The organism is Aureibacillus halotolerans, assembly GCF_004363045.1.
Taxonomy (GTDB): domain Bacteria; phylum Bacillota; class Bacilli; order Bacillales; family DSM-28697; genus Aureibacillus; species Aureibacillus halotolerans.
Genome location: NZ_SNYJ01000001.1, coordinates 1 through 16,070, shown reverse-complemented (window position 1 = coordinate 16,070; position 16,070 = coordinate 1). Strand labels below are relative to the sequence as shown.

Annotated in this window: 18 protein-coding genes; 9 read left to right on the top strand and 9 right to left on the bottom strand. The window is 43.3% G+C overall.

The annotated features are described in order from the left end of the window. Window positions 1-260: 260 nt before the first annotated feature. The 4 genes from EV213_RS00085 (at window position 261) to EV213_RS00075 (ending at window position 2,676) form a co-directional block, all read left to right on the top strand. A complete protein-coding gene (locus EV213_RS00085; protein WP_133578437.1) occupies window positions 261-1,097 on the top strand; it encodes a sugar phosphate isomerase/epimerase family protein in 837 nt (278 codons plus the stop codon). Between the two features lie 156 nt (window positions 1,098-1,253). Next, window positions 1,254-1,445: a hypothetical protein gene (locus EV213_RS00080; protein WP_133578436.1), complete on the top strand. Its 192-nt coding sequence runs from the start codon at window positions 1,254-1,256 to the stop codon at window positions 1,443-1,445. Between the two features lie 56 nt (window positions 1,446-1,501). Beyond that, window positions 1,502-1,666, top strand: a complete 165-nt coding sequence (locus EV213_RS20595; protein WP_166639095.1) for a hypothetical protein — start codon at window positions 1,502-1,504, stop codon at window positions 1,664-1,666. 245 nt (window positions 1,667-1,911) lie between these two features. Then, the gene (locus EV213_RS00075) at window positions 1,912-2,676 is read left to right on the top strand and encodes an SIR2 family NAD-dependent protein deacylase (RefSeq protein ID WP_341770307.1); all 765 of its coding nucleotides are present in this window, start codon (window positions 1,912-1,914) and stop codon (window positions 2,674-2,676) included. On the opposite strand, the gene EV213_RS00070 is transcribed toward EV213_RS00075, so the two are convergent. The 7 genes from EV213_RS00070 to EV213_RS00040 form a co-directional block, all read right to left on the bottom strand. Then, a complete protein-coding gene (locus EV213_RS00070) occupies window positions 2,653-3,165 on the bottom strand; it encodes a sigma-70 family RNA polymerase sigma factor (protein WP_166639094.1) in 513 nt (170 codons plus the stop codon). The two genes, EV213_RS00075 and EV213_RS00070, sit on opposite strands and share 24 nt — an antisense overlap. Window positions 3,166-3,400: 235 nt before the next feature. Further along, window positions 3,401-4,120, bottom strand: a complete 720-nt coding sequence (locus EV213_RS00065; protein ID WP_133578434.1) for an HAD family hydrolase — start codon at window positions 4,118-4,120, stop codon at window positions 3,401-3,403. Between the two features lie 44 nt (window positions 4,121-4,164). Next, window positions 4,165-4,884 (bottom strand): ABC transporter ATP-binding protein, encoded by a 720-nt coding sequence (locus EV213_RS00060; RefSeq protein ID WP_133578433.1) that lies wholly within the window; start codon window positions 4,882-4,884, stop codon window positions 4,165-4,167. Continuing rightward, a complete protein-coding gene (locus EV213_RS00055) occupies window positions 4,881-6,005 on the bottom strand; it encodes an ABC transporter permease (protein ID WP_133578432.1) in 1,125 nt (374 codons plus the stop codon). Before EV213_RS00055 ends, EV213_RS00060 begins: the two co-directional genes overlap by 4 nt. After that, window positions 6,002-7,192, bottom strand: a complete 1,191-nt coding sequence (locus EV213_RS00050; protein ID WP_481725539.1) for an ABC transporter permease — start codon at window positions 7,190-7,192, stop codon at window positions 6,002-6,004. Before EV213_RS00050 ends, EV213_RS00055 begins: the two co-directional genes overlap by 4 nt. Before the next feature lie 19 nt (window positions 7,193-7,211). Next, entirely contained in the window at window positions 7,212-8,936 is a 1,725-nt protein-coding gene (locus EV213_RS00045; RefSeq protein WP_133578430.1) for a DUF6583 family protein, read from the bottom strand. 225 nt (window positions 8,937-9,161) lie between these two features. Continuing rightward, window positions 9,162-9,998 (bottom strand): helix-turn-helix domain-containing protein, encoded by an 837-nt coding sequence (locus EV213_RS00040; protein WP_133578429.1) that lies wholly within the window; start codon window positions 9,996-9,998, stop codon window positions 9,162-9,164. Between the two features lie 479 nt (window positions 9,999-10,477). Between EV213_RS00040 and EV213_RS00035 the strand changes: the two genes are divergently transcribed. The 4 genes from EV213_RS00035 (at window position 10,478) to EV213_RS00020 (ending at window position 13,651) form a co-directional block, all read left to right on the top strand. Continuing rightward, complete coding sequence (locus tag EV213_RS00035) at window positions 10,478-11,371, top strand: SDR family oxidoreductase (protein WP_166639093.1); 894 nt, start codon at window positions 10,478-10,480, stop codon at window positions 11,369-11,371. Window positions 11,372-11,461: 90 nt separating this feature from the next. Next, the gene (locus EV213_RS00030) at window positions 11,462-11,950 is read left to right on the top strand and encodes a cation:proton antiporter regulatory subunit (RefSeq protein ID WP_133578427.1); all 489 of its coding nucleotides are present in this window, start codon (window positions 11,462-11,464) and stop codon (window positions 11,948-11,950) included. An 18-nt stretch (window positions 11,951-11,968) separates the two neighbouring features. Next, on the top strand, window positions 11,969-12,286 hold the full coding sequence (locus EV213_RS00025; protein WP_133578426.1) for a hypothetical protein: 318 nt from the start codon (window positions 11,969-11,971) through the stop codon (window positions 12,284-12,286). 141 nt (window positions 12,287-12,427) lie between these two features. Further along, a complete protein-coding gene (locus EV213_RS00020) occupies window positions 12,428-13,651 on the top strand; it encodes a cation:proton antiporter (protein ID WP_133578425.1) in 1,224 nt (407 codons plus the stop codon). Between the two features lie 59 nt (window positions 13,652-13,710). On the opposite strand, the gene EV213_RS00015 is transcribed toward EV213_RS00020, so the two are convergent. Both EV213_RS00015 and EV213_RS00010 read right to left on the bottom strand, forming a co-directional pair. Further along, complete coding sequence (locus EV213_RS00015; protein ID WP_133578424.1) at window positions 13,711-14,178, bottom strand: GNAT family N-acetyltransferase; 468 nt, start codon at window positions 14,176-14,178, stop codon at window positions 13,711-13,713. A gap of 17 nt (window positions 14,179-14,195) precedes the next feature. Next, window positions 14,196-14,567, bottom strand: coding sequence for an ArsR/SmtB family transcription factor (locus EV213_RS00010; RefSeq protein WP_133578423.1), 372 nt, complete (start codon window positions 14,565-14,567; stop codon window positions 14,196-14,198). 258 nt (window positions 14,568-14,825) lie between these two features. Between EV213_RS00010 and EV213_RS00005 the strand changes: the two genes are divergently transcribed. Next, window positions 14,826-15,689: an aminoglycoside 6-adenylyltransferase gene (locus EV213_RS00005; RefSeq protein WP_133578422.1), complete on the top strand. Its 864-nt coding sequence runs from the start codon at window positions 14,826-14,828 to the stop codon at window positions 15,687-15,689. Window positions 15,690-16,070 lie beyond the last annotated feature (381 nt).

The following is a 16,070-nucleotide window of genomic DNA, read 5'->3' as shown; positions in this document are numbered from 1 at the left end:
TCTACATGTTTTGACGCTGACAGAGTCATAAGGGACGATAAATAAGGAATAAAGAGGTATACAAAAACATTGTAGAGAAAATTTACATTTTTGCTACATACTATCATCGTAACGAATATTTGCGTAGCACACAACCTTTTTGCCTTCAATTCCTCCAAGTAAGCAACTAAATTGTCAGGTGAGCACATTGAGACAAGGAACGACGAGTGATATTGTCGAAAAAGAGACTGTAGCGAAAATGAAAGAAACGAAAGGAGTGAATGGCTGCAGTTTTGCAGCTAAATAATATGAAATTCGGAATTAACGCCTCAAGCTTACCAGCACATGTCTCATTTTCTGATACGGTCCGTCTCTTGAAAAGCTATGGTTACGATGGAATTGAGCTGAATTTAGAAGAGGATGAAAAAGCCTTTCTTCCAGAAACGTTTTCTCCAGGAGATTTAGAAACGCTGAAACGTGTTGCGGAAGAGAGTGAAGTTCGTATTTCAGGAATTTCAACAACACTCTTATGGAATAGTACATTAAGTTCTAATGATGAACAGGAGAGGAATTTAGCGAAACAACGGGTACGACGAATGATTGATGCCGCGTATGAACTTGGTAGTGATACTGTCCTCGTCGTTCCAGGTATTGTTGATGAAACGACGTCATACGATGTCGTCTACGACCGTTCAATAGAAGCCCTCCAAGAACTCGGAACTTACGCTACTTCAGCGGGCGTGACCATTGGTGTGGAAAATGTGCCGAATCGTTTTCTTCTTAGTCCGCTAGAATGGGTGTCTTACATTGATCACATTGGTTCAGAGAATGTGGGCATGTATTTAGATATTGGGAACGTTCGCCAAAATGGATTTCCTGAGCAATGGATTGATGTGCTAGAGCATCGAATTGTTGGAGTTCATGTAAAGGATTATACGGCGGCAGCTGGTCCGACTCTGCCTTTATTGACAGGGGATATCGCGTGGGATCGTGTAGCAGCGTCCTTAAAGTGGGAAAAGTTTAGCGGTTGGATCAGTGTCGAGCTTCCTCCGACAAAGTTGTATCCAAAGCTATTGCTAAAGCACCATGTGTCTGCAATGCAACGCATATTTGAGTAGCATTAATTTGAGAGCTTTATCTTTTCATTGGTCTCGTTTAATCATGGAATGACAGATGCTTTCAAGACGAAAAGTCGCTTGGCTATACGCAAGTGGCTTTTCATTTTGCTTACACCCAAGGGCAAAAGCAACATCGACTCGAAGCGCAGGGGGGCAATGAGCACTGGACACGGCGAAGCACCAAAGAAAGCGAGGGAGAGTCACCAGTCGTTCAGGCTGATTGAAAACGCTTGTCTTTCGAAGCGCAAAGTCTTGGGAGGCGCGGAGTTGCCATCAGGCAATGAGCACCGGACAAGGCGAAGCAACAAAGAAAGCGAGGGAGAGTCACCAGTCGTTCAGGCTGATTGAAAACGCTTGTCTTTCGAGGCGCAAAGTCTTGGGAGGCGCGGAGTTGCCATCAGGCAATGAGCACCGGACAAGGCGAAGCAACAAAGAAAGCGAGCGTTTCTCAACAGCCTGACGTTTGCCCGTTTTTCAATAACCAGTACAAACACCGACTTTATTTTCGTGAACAGGCATACAATAGAAGAAGAGAAGGAAAAGCCAATCAGGGGGCTGTTGCACAATAGCGCAGGAGACAAAGGCTTTTTTACACATGGAAGCATTTCGCTTGCTCAAGGACAGCTCTTTCCGCGAGCAAGTTATTTTAACACAAAGGCTTGAGGCGAATTTCTAACACATGCACAGTGCCTCATTTTCTCTGTAGGCATTTTTATCAAAATTTCTCGCAATTAGTAAAAAAGGATGAAAACATAGTAGTACTCGTGGTACAATTCACCGATGGATTTAAAGTAAAAAAAGGGGTGCCCCCGAAGTGAAGCAAGCTCGATCAATTGATTCAAACATAGAACAAGTGGCAAGGTGGATGGCAAACGCAAAGCATTGCGTGGTCCTTACTGGCGCAGGAATGTCAACAGAAAGTGGTCTCCCTGATTTTCGTTCATCTCATGGTCGATGGAGCACAAATGTGAATCCAACTAAGCTGTCCAGCATTGATACATTTTTAAACAACCGTAAAGCCTTTGAGGATTTTTATCAGATGCGTGCAAAAGAAGTCCTTCAGTCATCGCCTCATGAGGGTCACTATGTGCTGGCGAAGTGGGAGACTGAAGGTTTGATCAAGGGGATCATTACACAAAATGTGGATGGTTTTCATTATCGTGCAGGTTCGCGCTCCCTTGCGCAGCTCCACGGTACGTTAACGAAAATGTACTGCTATGACTGTCATTGCCCTTATGAAATAGAGGACTTTCTCCAAGAGTTTCCTATCTGTGATTGTGGTGGTCCTATTCGACCGAACATTGTTTTGTTCGGTGAAATGCTACCCGATAAAGCGATACGTACAGCACACGATTGGAGTCGAAAAGCAGACGTAATGATTGTGCTCGGGACGTCCTTGCAAGTGACCCCCGCAAGTACCTTGCCTCTGATCGCTAAGGAACGTGAAGCGAAGCTCATTATTGTGAATGAAGAGCCTACACCTGTGGATTCCTCTGCGGATTTAGTCATCAGGGACATGCGTATTAAAGACTGTCTTCTAGCGGTAGACCGCTGTTTAGAAGAGGTCGTCAAAGCTTAAAGAAACTTGTAACTTTTGTCTTGCACGCTGACGCCATTTTTTAACCGCGTCCATGGAAACATCATTTTGTTCAGCGATTTCCCTGGTCGTCAACCCCTCCCATAAAGCAGACATTGCCCAGCATTTTTCAGAGGGGGAAAGATCAGATAACAACTTCTCGAATGTGCTTCGCTGGCAAGGACGTTCGTGTAGCACATGGATTTGCAAGGGATCGTTTTTGACTGTTTCCACAATACGTTTATACTTTGATCGTCTTCGTAATTCGTCCAGCATCCGCCCTTGTACAACCTGTTTTGCATAGGCTGGGAACGTGTGGTCGGGTATTTTGTGATGCTGCCAGGCCTCCCATAGGGCAAGCCTACCGATTTGAAAAAACTCATCACGATCAGCATGGTGATGAATATGCAGTTTCGCTAAACCATTCCGTATCAGTGGGGTGTACTTTTCTAATACACATTCAAATGTTTGTTCATCTTTTTGATGATTCACAATAGAAGCTCCAGGCGGTAGCATATGCAACCAGGTATTCCGCGGTTACTAGTCATCATATCGACACGGAGCATGTTACGCACATTCAGTAGTTCTTCATATCTTTGTAGATGGAAACGTAAAATGGCTTGTTTCTCTAGAGCAAAAGAGGCATAACGCCTAGTAAGGTATAGGTGACATAAATAAAAGACAGTCATTTACATTTGAAAAAACGTAAATGACTGTCTTTTATTTATTAAGATGAATGTTTGGCCATATGCTGTTGAAACAGAGGCAGCCATTCTTGAACGTTGTACGTTTCAGCCAACACTGGATAATCACCGGCTACAGCTTTTTTTCTGTGATTGAACCATATCACTGGGATAGATGCACTAGTTGCTCCAACAATGTCGTTTTCCCAATGATCGCCAACATAAACGGTTTTTTCAGGGGGAAGATCATGTGTCTGTAAGTAGTGGTTGAAAAGCCGTTTGTCAGGCTTGGCGATCCCGATATCATCTGAGACGAGCACATACTGAGGCTGTACTCGTTCTGCAAGCCCAAGTGCCTTCAGTTTGTTTCGTTGATGTTCGCTCGGGCCATTTGAAAGGATACCGATTGTCCATCCGTCTGCTTCGAGAGAGTCCCATAGATCGACTAAACCTTCAAAGGGAATGAGCTGCTGTTGATAGTGCGCATACCTTTCTTGAAGGGACCGTGCTTGTTGAATGGTCATGTCGATACCCAATTCCACAGCCGGTGCGATAAGACGGATGTCACGATGGGTTTCAATGGACATGTCCCCTGACGTGTAAGAATCCCATAAATGATCTGAGAAAAAACGGACGCGTTTAAAATAATGCTGTGCTTCTGTTGCTTGCAAAATCTCTGGTGCACAATCATTCACAGCTCTTGTAAATGGCTGCATTTGGTCATACAATGTGTCATCAATATCGAATAAAGCGACGTAGCTCATAAATAGGCTCCTTTATATTCATTTGATTCGGGCGGAATGTAGTGCTATGAGGATTGTCTCATCAAATGAAAAATGGCTTCTTCGTATGTTTCAATTTTCGCGCTCTGGCTATTGGCAAGATTGAATGCTTCCTCGTGAGTGCCCGTAAACGTAATTTCTCCATGGCTCATCATCGCAAACCTTGTACAGACCGTCAAGATCTCATGCATATCATGTGTGGTGTACAAGACAGTCATGCCTTCCTTTGCTCGCTTAGTTATCCATTCATTGATGTCATGCTTTGCAGGAAGATCAATGCCTACCGTCGGCTCGTCAAGCAGCAGCACTGATGGATCATGGAGTAAGGCTACTAGGAGGTTTAGCTTGCGTTTCATACCGCCAGAAAGATGACGAACTTTCTTATGCAAAAGACCCGAAAGACCAAGCTCTTCATAAAGCCCGAGCAATGAGGTTTTGTCTCGTTTGCTTTTTGCTAAGCCCATCCATAAACGAACATTTTCTTTTACTGTTAAGTGTTCCCAGAGAGCAATATCCTGTGGCACATACCCAATCATTGGCCTGACAAGCTTCGGCTGCTTTATGAGATCAACACCTTGGACGGTAACACGCCCCTGGGTCGGTTTATGTAATGTGGCTAGAACAGAGAGTAGCGTAGATTTTCCTGCTCCATTAGGTCCTAATAAACCAAATACTTCCCCCGTCCCAACGGTAAGATTGGCCTTTTTAACGCCTATTGTACATTTTACATCGTGGACGTCAATCATGTGAAGGTCGACCTCACTTTCCATTCCATTAATAAGAAAAAGGCAAAGGCGACGCTCATCCATAGCAAGCTCGATATGTAGGTGATTGAATGAAGATTGAGCGTGTCAACAACGTGATCAATTGGTGTTGGAAAAAGCGTTCCGCCTAACATGAAATGTAAACAGGCGAGTGATGTGACAATCAGCCAAAAGCTTCCGATATTTTTTTGCCACAAGGCAAAAAATAAAATAACAAATAAGGCAGCACAGATAAAAGCGATGGACGATAGAATGGACTCCAATAGGGTGAAGGACTCCCCTTTCCAATGGATAAGATACCCACCTGCAAGCCCATTTGCGCTTTGCAGTATAAGCAAAACACCTACTCGTTTATGCATGTACCGTGTGGGACCGTACAAAGTTGTACGCATTCTTTGTAGTAAATGCCGCTCAGTGACTACCCAACTCACAGCAAAGGCACAAGTGAACCAGCTGAATAGCATCCAAAATCCTTTATACGGGGTCAGCAAACCCATGTTTTCTTCGCTATTCTCAGCGCCACCCATGTTCAAATATTGAAAGTTAATTGTCATTAATGGATTTGGTTCCCATTGGGACTGAACATCAGCAAAGGCAGATTTCCAGAGGTCTGTTTGTTGTGCGTCTATTGTGTCCTCATCTGTTAATAGCCAAGATACCCGATCTGCAGCCTTTACAGCGAAAATCATTCGTGCAAGCTCCCCGCCGATGAGTTCGCGGAGAAGGCCGTCAGTCAACGTCGCGGGTGATGTAATTAATGAAATCAATCCATCGGTGTCGCCAGCACTCAACAGAGCATCAAAATTCGCGGGGAGTCGAATGCCAGCATCCACTTGTCGTGAAATGAGCAGCTCCTCCATCGTGGTCGAAGCCTGCAAGGGGATGAGACGAAGGCGATCATTTTGTTCAAGTCTTTGAAAAAGTAGACTGGCAAAATGGCTATTTTGATCAGCGTCACTTTCCCAAGCGACAGGAATAGCTGCTTCAGATTCGGCTGTTTTAAGCAGTGGAGAGAATAGGACTGAACAAACGACGGGTACCAATAAAATACAAAGCACAAGCCAAAAACGGCGAATGAAAAAAGCGTTTATCATTGCTTTCATTGTCGCGCCTCCCGTCGTTTGGCCAATTTCGTGAATGTCACTAAATAAGCTGCCAGCAAGCCGGCACACCAATACATTAAAGTAGGCGCAAGTGTTTGCTGATCAGAGAGACCGTTTTGCAGTTCAGTGAATATATGAGAGGTCACCATGAAAGGAGAGAAGGCAGCTAGAGCATCTGGTAAAAAGGATTGTGGAACAATCAATCCTCCAAGCAATGCTGCGGCAACAATCCAGCTGATAGAAAAAAGCAAGTACAACAGTGGGGAGAACACGGAACGCCAAAGCAAAAACCATAGACTAAGCGCAACGACACAAAGGGCTGCCGTAGACCATGAAATTTGGACTTCGATGAGTTGCAATAAAGCCACGGTCACAGTCATTAAAACAAGCATGATACATAGCAATGAGGCCGCTCTCGCAAACGCCTCGAACCACAGAGACGCATTTAACGCACGGAGACGTTTTTGCACCGCGATTGTATGAAGGTCGCCGATGAGCAGTGTGCTTCCTAATGACCAAATGAGCCAAAGGAGCGTTACACCTGAAAGTATGTAATAGGTATTACGGTCAGAGAGCAATAAAGACGTAATCGTTTTTTCTTCAAACCAATCACTTCGATTAATGACGGCCGCTCCGAACGTAAGTAGATTGATTTGAAACTCTTGTTTTATCGTCGCTTGCGGTGCATCATTTGCACGTAAAGTGGCATCAATTGTATTGATTGCACTTTGTGTGGCTGTTGTATATTTTGCCGCTGCTTCCATGACATAGCGAACAACAGCTGCTTCCAAAGGCATAGCGGGGTGTCCGATGACCTCCGCTGGCGTATTTACTCCATAAGTTACATCTGCCCCAAATCCCTCCGGCAAGAGGATGACAGCTGAAACGGATTGGTCTTCAAGCATGTTTAGTGCATTCATACGATCGGTTTCCACGACATGAATAAGTTTATTTAACTCTTCACTTTGGACTAACTGATCAATGGCAATGCCCGTTTCAAATGACTGGTCCTCATCAACGATCGCCACGTCTACTTGAAAAGTGTTCGACTGCATGGACTGCTGTGTTAAAAGATAGAACGCTCCAGCAAAAAACATGGGTGGCACTATGCAAAGTGCCACCCATGATAAAGGTCGTGAACGGAGCGCAGACAAATCCAATAATAGAAGAGAGAGGAAGTGTCTCATTCGTCTCACGTCACCTCACTTAAAATCCTGCGCCAAAGCCGCCCATAAATTGTTGCATGAAGGTCGACGCATTCGTCTGTAACTCCATCATAAGCTGCTGTAGCTCTTGATCAGACAACTCTGCAAGGTTCGTTCCTTGTGAAGGATCAGGCAGACCGATGTCTTCTGTTATCTCGATTGAAGAATCTAAATCTAACCCAAATGTCATGCCAGGGGCTATAGAATCTGCTTGAAGGGAGAGGTCAATCTTGTCATTAGCTGTCCCCGCATCATTGTCAATCGTCGATGCCACATCCATAGTGACAATAATTGGTGTATTTGTATTAGGGTCGTTAAATGTCAAGGTGTAGGAGTCTGTGGCTTCTTCTCCTTCACCATAAATGGCTTTGATGTCAAACGTATACTCAGTGCTTTCATCATTGAAGAGGACCTTGGTTACTTCTTGTTGTCCTGCTTCTGTTTTAGATACATCGGTTTCTGCACGTAGCCCAATGGATGCTTCATCTGCAGGTTTAATTTGAAGGTCGAATACTTTGGATGTTGTATCATCACCAGTAGGAACATCTTGCGTGACTACTGTCATCGTTCCTTCTCCTTCAAAGTTTACATTGCGAGCGATAATATTATTGTCTTGATCGACTTTAATTGTATACGTAAGTGAAGGCAACACAAGCTCTCTGTCGTTCACTTCAGCAATGGCGTCGTCTAAAGAAGTCTCCCAATTTGAGAGCATTTCTTCAATGTTAATCGTCGCACCAGCCATCGTAGGGTCTAACTGTGCTTGTTGAGCCATCGATTCATTAAGTGCAGTTACCTGTCGTTCAACCATTGACTTTACGGTCTCATCGGACTTTATTTTTTCTAAGTATCCAGCAATTAGAGTACGCACTTCCTCAGGTTCTAGCTGAAGTGTAATGTTGCGGAGATCCATAGAAACGTCACCTTGTTCAAACGGCTGATTATCCTCTGCTGTAAACTGTTCCTCGGAGATGTTCTCGTAAAAATAATCTTTGCCGTAAGCCGTCATGAGGTGATCCCATTCTTCTTCAGTAGGCAAAAGTGCTTTATAGTCCATCGCGAAATACGTCATTAAATTCACCGTATCTGGACCAGCATATGCTGGGTCAATGCGACGGGCAAAATCGCCAAACTGATCATTTGGAACATACAAATAGTCTTGATAAAACTGTGGAAGTTTAATGCCTAGTGCCTCTGTTGTTTGCGATACTTCACCACTTAGGAATGGAGTTCCGCCTACGATAACATCTAGGATAGCGTACATTTCTTCTGTGTCGTAATTTTGTCCTGATGTAATGCTTAATGAAGAAGAGTCAAGAATCGGTTTAAGCATCTGGAAGGTTGGGTCGTTTGCCATTTCTCCAGTTCCTTTAACGGAAGCCGAGATATCAAGCGTTGATTTTGAAGGCTCTTCTAACAGCCTATTTTGGAAATCCCATGCCTCGCCAGACGACTCATCAAAGCTGTCTTTCATTTCTTGCAAAGCAGCACTTTCAGCTTTGAAAAAAGCATTTTTCGGATTGTCTTTGCTTTGGTTGGCAAAAACAATTGCAGAGACTGCTAGAATCACCACGACGACAGCAGCAACGATCATCCATATCTTGGGTTTTTTTGATGAAGTCGTTGCGCCTGGCTCTACGGAAGCAGCAATTTCACTTTGTACTCTTTGAGAGGTCTTAGAACGCAAGTCTTTCGTTGCAGTTCCTGTATCTTTTTTGGAAAACAATTGCGTCACTCCTTTATATTTTTTACAAAAAGTGGGTAAACGATGCACCTTTCCTATCATACATAACAGACTTAAAATCTTCCAGTTTAAAATGTAAAACAGGAAAAAAGGCCTGTAATTAGGACGAAAATCCCGTAATTTCCTACTGTGTAAGATAAAAAAAGTACTAGTTCATATACGACGGTTTCAAACCAAAAGTTTCAAAGATTTTAAGGAAATGTTATTTTATTTTTGCTGTAGCGTTTTACGAAGTTGGCTGGGGGTCATTGCATAAAACTTTGAAAATTGCTTAGCGAAAAAATCTGGGGATTGAAATCCGACTTCATCAGCGACTTCAGAAACTGTTAACTGTGTAAAGGACAATAGTTTTACGGCTTGTTTAAGCCTAAATTGAAGCAGTGCCTCCATTGGCGAAATCCCAACTTGCTCTTTGAATAAATGCCCCAAACGCGAAGAGGATAAACTTACTTTTTGTGAAATCATTTCCATTGTTAGCTGTTGCTTGTAGTTCGTTGCAAAAAAATCAAGTGTCTCCTGAATTCGTATGTCCAGTGGGGGGCTTTGTGCTGAATCTTTTTCTTTTGCAAGCAAAAGGAGAACTTCCTCGAGGCCATTCATTGCCAGTTGTTGATTAAAGCTTGACGATTGAAGCTGATCCTTTAGAAGTCTTGTAAATGCTGCTGTTAAACGATGCTTTATAGTTTGGTCGGAGACAGACCAACGGGAGCCGATGCGAGCTGGTGTAAAACTTGACAACCACTCCTGCCATTCTATTTTAGGTAAGTAATGACACCAAAGTGTTTCCCACGTGCTATTTGGTTTTGTTTGATACTGATGCCTCGCACCGGGGGGAAGCAGTACAATGTCTCCTGAAGACAAAGGCTGTAATTCATCGTTTAATAAGACAAGGCCATTTCCAGACAATGTATACATAAGCAGCCAATCCTTTGACCCATTTTCGCGAAAACAAACATACGTATCATCTTTTTGGTAATGGCCTGCGACGAGTAGACCTGGTGGTGGGGCAGGAATATCCATCGTTGTGGTAGAGGTGTCACTCATAAGCCTACGTCCTTTCTGTACGTTTATGTCTCTTCTAAGTATAAATGATTCCTCAGAAACTATAAAACCTCTCAATTAAGGTAACTTTAGCAGTGCAAAAATCTCCTTCAACGCTGGATGTAGATCGATTAAAATCTTGTGTATAAAGGAATTTTAAAATTGCCAATGCTCACACTCCTGTATTCACGAGTTTCGAATCGATGATGCACTGAGGTGCACGGGAATGACGACCGCTCCGTCAACATACTTCGCTTGCACCCTAAAGGGTATAAGGTCAACATCGATTCGAGAGTACCTCATCGTGTTTTCTTTACTGTGGGGCGCTCCAATATTCAGGTTTGAAAGTTGAGTCATTAAATAGTTGATGTTCTTCATTTTCGTGGGTCGAACAGGCAACTTAATCGATTCATACTACATTGTAATGTATCCTTAAAGAGACGAAATTTTCATAGAGGATGAGAAGGGGAGGGAGTACTTACGTGCAAGAAGATGCATCAGAACGTGTTGTTCTAGTCACCGGGGCGACGACGGGGATGGGATTGGCAACAGCAGAAGCACTTGCAACCACAGGGGCAACGGTATTACTTCATGGTCGTAATAGGGAAAAAGGTTTGCAGGCGATTGAACAGATTAAAAAGTCGACAGGAAATGAAAATCTTCACCTTTTCCTCAGTGATTTTTCTTCTTTAACGAGCGTAAACGAAATGGTTACTTCTATTAAGGCTTCCTTTTCTCATTTGGACGTGCTAGTGAATAATGCTGGTTCGGTCGTAACCAAACGCTATGATACAAAAGATGGTTTTGAATGGCAATGGGGTGTGAATCATCTTTCTCCTTTCCTGCTTACCTACCAACTTTTCCCCTTACTCGCAGCAGCGAAGAAGGCCAGAATTGTGAATGTCGCATCGGGCGCTTACAAATTTGGGCAGTTACGGTGGGATGATTTGAATTGGAAAACACGCAAGTACCGTACATTTGCAGCTTACGGACAAACGAAGCTTGCAAATGTAATGATGACCTACGCTTGGGCAAGACGCCTTGAACGCAGTCACGGTCACATCACAGTCAACGCTGTCCATCCAGGTGCCGTGGCGACAGAATTAGGGATTAATCGAAAAACGGGGTTCGGGAAAAGAGTCGTCGCTCTGCTGAAGCCATTTTTTCAAACGCCAGCGCAGGGAGCGGATACGGCGATTTATTTGGCATCTTCCGCAGAATGTGAAGGGCAGAGCGGAGGATACTATGTGAAACGACGACGTGTCGAGACATCTGCAAAAGCAAATAATGTCGAGAATCAGGAGCGGCTGTGGGAGCTTAGTGTTGACGCGGTGGGGGTGAATACAAAAGACTTGTTCTCCGACTTCAAAAATTGATTTAAAACCGTTTCTTTTCGTGATTTTTCATCCGTTTTCACGTATAATGGGCGTGGCACGTGTTGTCACTACAATTTAGGAGGCGTTGTTTTGGAGATTTGGGAAAAAGATCTTCCAGGAGTAGGGAAAAAGTTTGTTGTTGAAACAGAGGATAAGGAGAAGATGACGGTCATTGTGCACGATGATGGCAGAAGAGATATTTTTAAGCAAGATCCGAATGATCCGGAAGAATTCTTGCCAACCATCTCATTGAACGACACTGAATCCAGACAGATTGCAAGTATTCTAGGTGGAATGGCATACAAACCTAAAGCACTGGAAACTCTTGACATGGCGTTTGGGGACTTGATCATTGAATGGTACAAAGTGCAAAATGCAACGAAATTTAAAGGCAAGTCAATTGGTGAATTGAATATCCGCCAAAACTTTGACATTACCATTATTGCGGTTGTGAAGGATGGACAGGATAAGCTCAAAGCACCTGGAGCAGACACGATGATTGAAGAAGGCGACACGATTGTTATTTCAGGCTTACGTTCCGATGTCAAAGAGTTCTTAACCAACTTTACCGGTGCGTAAAAGGAGGGATTGTCACATTTGAGTAAGCTTCCATGGATCATTCTTACATTATTAATATTGGCAACTTTTCCTCTGGAAGAGATCCATGCAGCGTTAGACGGAGAGACAAATACCCAAGAGATACTAAAAATCAAACATGTAAAGAAAAAAGATGAAGCAAAGCATCCAAGCCAACCTTTTTGGCATCTTGGAATCATCGAATCGGCTTCATCCTCATACTTTCTGTCCAGTGAGACACACACACTGGGAACGATTTATTCCTCTGAACTCCCCATAAACCGAACTCATATGTACCCACGCAAATATGAATCCAACTATCTGATAAATGTTGTGTAAGGGCACCAAACCTAGTTTGCTTACACACAAAAAGGAGTGGATGAATAGTTATGAACGCATGGCAAAAACATGAGTCAGTTACCCAATTGCCCTTAAACATCCTAATGTTATGTGAATTTAATGGAGCAGGGGGACAAGCAGATGGATCATCTCATATTTGAAGTCGGTACTGCTCTCGTTATAGTTGCATTTGCCGCATGGGTCGCTAACAAATTAAATTTCACCATCATACCTTTCCTCATTATCTTTGGTATGGCTGTAGGGCCACATATGCCACAGCTAGGCATTTTTGACCTGACGTTTGGTCATAGTGCGGATTTTATTACCTCTTTAGGACGTATTGGGGTCTTGTTTCTCCTATTTTACCTTGGCCTTGAATTTTCGATTGGGAAACTAATCAAGTCGGGAAAGGCAATAGCGATAGGCGGTTCCATTTACATCTTAATTAACTTTGGTCTAGGGTTGCTTTATGGATATCTTGCGGGGTTTTCTTTTCTGGAGATTCTTATTGTTGCTGGGATCATTACGATATCTTCTAGCGCAATTGTTGCGAAGGTACTTGTTGATCTCAAGCGGACTGCCAACCCTGAAACTGAACTGATTCTAGGCATTATTATGTTTGAAGATATCTTCCTGGCAGTTTATTTGTCTGTCATCTCCGGTATGATTCTCGGAGAGGCTGCGTCATTGACCAGTATGCTACTCTCAACAGGAAAAGCACTTGGCTACATGCTTCTGTTTTTCATCATAGCTAGAAAAGCGACGCCTTTTCTTAATCGTGTCTTTGACATTAAATCGAATGAGATCTTTATTATTGTTATCTTTGCCACATTGTTTTTTGTCGCTGGTTTTTCGGAAACAATTCACGTGGCTGAAGCCATTGGTGCCTTACTCTTAGGTCTTGTCTTCTCAGAAACAAAACACCGTGATCGAATTGAACATCTTGTCGTCCCTTTTAGGGATTTCTTTGGCGCAATATTCTTCTTTAGTTTTGGCTTAAGCATTGATCCATTAACGCTTGGCGATGCTGCTTGGCTTGCAATAGGGGCAGTTATTGTAACGATAATAGGAAACTTCACGGCGGGTATGATTGCAGGTAGACGCGGTGGTCTTTCACACAAAGGATCAACACGTATCGGACTTACAATTGTTTCACGCGGCGAGTTCTCGATCATTCTAGCCAATTTGGCGATTGCAGGTGGACTTTCCGCCATGATTCAGCCATTTGCTGCCTTGTACGTGCTCATTTTGGCAATTCTTGGCCCATTGTTAACGAAAAACTCTGGAGCGGTATTTAATGTGTTGAATAAGGTATTCCGCTGGCAGGAAAGAGCAGCTAAAAAAGAAAGTAGTCAATCGAATTAGTGTACTTCGTTTTTGCTGCATGTGAAAAAGCGTCTAGTCGTCCCTTTTCTAAGGAACGACTAGACGCTTTTTAATGCCTTTTGCAAATGGGTAATGAAAAAACCAGGGGCTACCTCGGCGTCTCCCGTGCGAGTAAAATGATGCTTTTCATATAATCTGACGGCAGGAGCATTTTTTGCTCCTGTGCTCACTGTGATCATAGGTCCGGATTCTTTGAGCTGTAAAAGGTGTGCAAGTAAAGCAGAGGCGATCCCGCCACGAAAAAAATCTGGATGAACAACGAGCCGTGTGATGTCTGTGCCTTTCGCTGTTCTATCATAAGCAAGCACTCCGGCAAGCCGCCCAGAGGTTGAATCTGTATACCCCAAAAAACACTCTTTGCTCTTTTGAATGGTTTCCGCTGTATCCTGCAATGCAGGGATGCCATCAAACTGAATACGTTTTGCTTCAATGTCATATGCTGGCTTCTGAACATGAAGAATTGATTTAGCCGTGCTTACATCTGTGTGATTTAGTTGAGTAATCATTGTTGCACTCCAATGTTTTAATCATGAGAGATGTGCTGCAGTGTTTGCAAAAAAATCTCTTCAATGTGTCGGTCATCTAACGAGTAGTATACGGTTTTTCCTTCTTTTCTGCGCTTTACAATGCGCATATTCCGTAAAGAGCGAAGCTGATGTGAGACAGCGGATTGGCCCATATCTAAAAGGACGGTTAGGTCATGCACACAAAGCTCCTTTTGCAGAAGGGCATCTATAATTCGTAATCTCGTTGGGTCACTAAACGCTTTAAACCAATCGGCCATATGAGCGGCAGAATCCATCGGCATCATTCTACGACGTACATCTTGTAAATCTGTTTCAGTACCATCGCATGAAGATTCACACTCATTGGTTACGGAAAGTCGATCTTCCATCAACATATCACCTGCCTATAAATTCACTATGTAGTCTATTATAAACTTGATCACACAAAAACGGAATCGTATCGATCTATTTATTTTCCCTTATTTGTCAGAAGTGTCTGTTATAATAGGTAGAAAAGTAGCCTAAAGAGAGGAGTTAAAATGATGAAAGCTTATATTTTCTGGTAAAAAGAAGACTGCCCATCGAACGCTCGATCACCTCCGCAGGGAAATCACAGTTTTATGGACAAAAAAGAGGAGGTTTGATCGGTGAGAACAGATCAAGACGTACTTGCAAAGATTATAGAGGTCGCTCAAAAAGATGACCTTATTCGAGCTGCTTTTATGAACGGCTCACGTGTGAATCCATTAGCACCAAAGGATCGGTTCCAGGACTTTGATATCGTATATATCGTTACGTCCATTGATCCATTCAAAAAGGATCATTCTTGGATTAATGCATTTGGTGAACGTGTAATTGTTCAAGTGCCCGATGAGATGGATCTGTACTTGTATCCAGGAGAAGCTTCGCAAAATCGCTTTGCTTATTTAATGCAGTTTTCGGATGGCCATCGCATTGATTTGACGCTATTTAACCAAGAAGTGGCTGCTGAAGCGTATTATGCGGACAGTCTACGACAAGTGTTGATTGACAAGGATGCGATCTTTCATGAAGATGAACAACACACATCAAATGATGCAAATTATCATGTGAAACGTCCAGATGAGCACCTTTTTTATGCTTGCTGCAATGAGTTTTTTTGGGTATCAACATACGTGGCGAAAGGCTTGTGTCGTGATGAACTTCCCATTGCTAAAACAATGATGGAGGGGCCTGTTCGGTCAATGCTTATCCAAATGCTCTCTTGGAAGATAGGTATCGCTCATGATTTTAAGGTCAATGTCGGCAAGGACGGACGGTGGCTGAAGCGTTTTCTCGCGAAGGATGAATGGGAAGCCTATGCAATCACTTATCCAAATGGTGATCAGTGGGCCATGTGGGAGGCTTTAGAAGCTATGTGTCGACTTTTCCGCGATGTCGGTATGAACGTGGCGCATGAGTTGAATTATGACTATCCGTTGGAAGAAGATAAACGTGTGGTCTCTTATTTGAGAGGTATGAGACAGAATTAACATGAAAAAGCTGCCCTGAGAAATGGAGAGTCCTGCAAAAACGCTTTGGTTTTGGTAACTCAAGGCTTGGTATGAAAAAAGCAGTCCATTCCTCATCAGAGGTGGGCTGCTTTTCTCTTTACCACAGACGAAGTCAATCACGCATGTGGAAAAGACTCCGGTATCTAGCAGTGTTTATGTCGTGGAATCGCTTCATCTCTGCGTTTTTGTGTTAAATGATCTGCCTTCGGTTTATCGTTTTTTTAACTTATCTGAATCTGTTCCTTTCTGAGTTCTTAGACACACCCTAGTACCTTGACCGAATCAAATTACAGGATACAGATGTTTTAGTTTACCTCGTGCCTGCTCGGTGGTGAATTGCCAATCGACGGATTTCTGGAC

Bases quoted from the DNA above. Each gene is read 5' to 3' on its own strand.
- EV213_RS00085 (WP_133578437.1), top strand. From the start codon at position 261: ATGGCTGCAGTTTTGCAGCTAAATAATATGAAATTCGGAATTAACGCC.
- EV213_RS00080 (WP_133578436.1), top strand. From the start codon at position 1,254: ATGAGCACTGGACACGGCGAAGCACCAAAGAAAGCGAGGGAGAGTCAC.
- EV213_RS20595 (WP_166639095.1), top strand. From the start codon at position 1,502: ATGAGCACCGGACAAGGCGAAGCAACAAAGAAAGCGAGCGTTTCTCAA.
- EV213_RS00065 (WP_133578434.1), bottom strand. From the start codon at position 4,120: ATGAGCTACGTCGCTTTATTCGATATTGATGACACATTGTATGACCAA.
- EV213_RS00060 (WP_133578433.1), bottom strand. From the start codon at position 4,884: ATGATTGACGTCCACGATGTAAAATGTACAATAGGCGTTAAAAAGGCC.
- EV213_RS00055 (WP_133578432.1), bottom strand. From the start codon at position 6,005: ATGAAAGCAATGATAAACGCTTTTTTCATTCGCCGTTTTTGGCTTGTG.
- EV213_RS00050 (WP_481725539.1), bottom strand. From the start codon at position 7,192: ATGAGACACTTCCTCTCTCTTCTATTATTGGATTTGTCTGCGCTCCGT.
- EV213_RS00040 (WP_133578429.1), bottom strand. From the start codon at position 9,998: ATGAGTGACACCTCTACCACAACGATGGATATTCCTGCCCCACCACCA.
- EV213_RS00020 (WP_133578425.1), top strand. From the start codon at position 12,428: ATGGATCATCTCATATTTGAAGTCGGTACTGCTCTCGTTATAGTTGCA.
- EV213_RS00015 (WP_133578424.1), bottom strand. From the start codon at position 14,178: ATGATTACTCAACTAAATCACACAGATGTAAGCACGGCTAAATCAATT.
- EV213_RS00010 (WP_133578423.1), bottom strand. From the start codon at position 14,567: ATGGAAGATCGACTTTCCGTAACCAATGAGTGTGAATCTTCATGCGAT.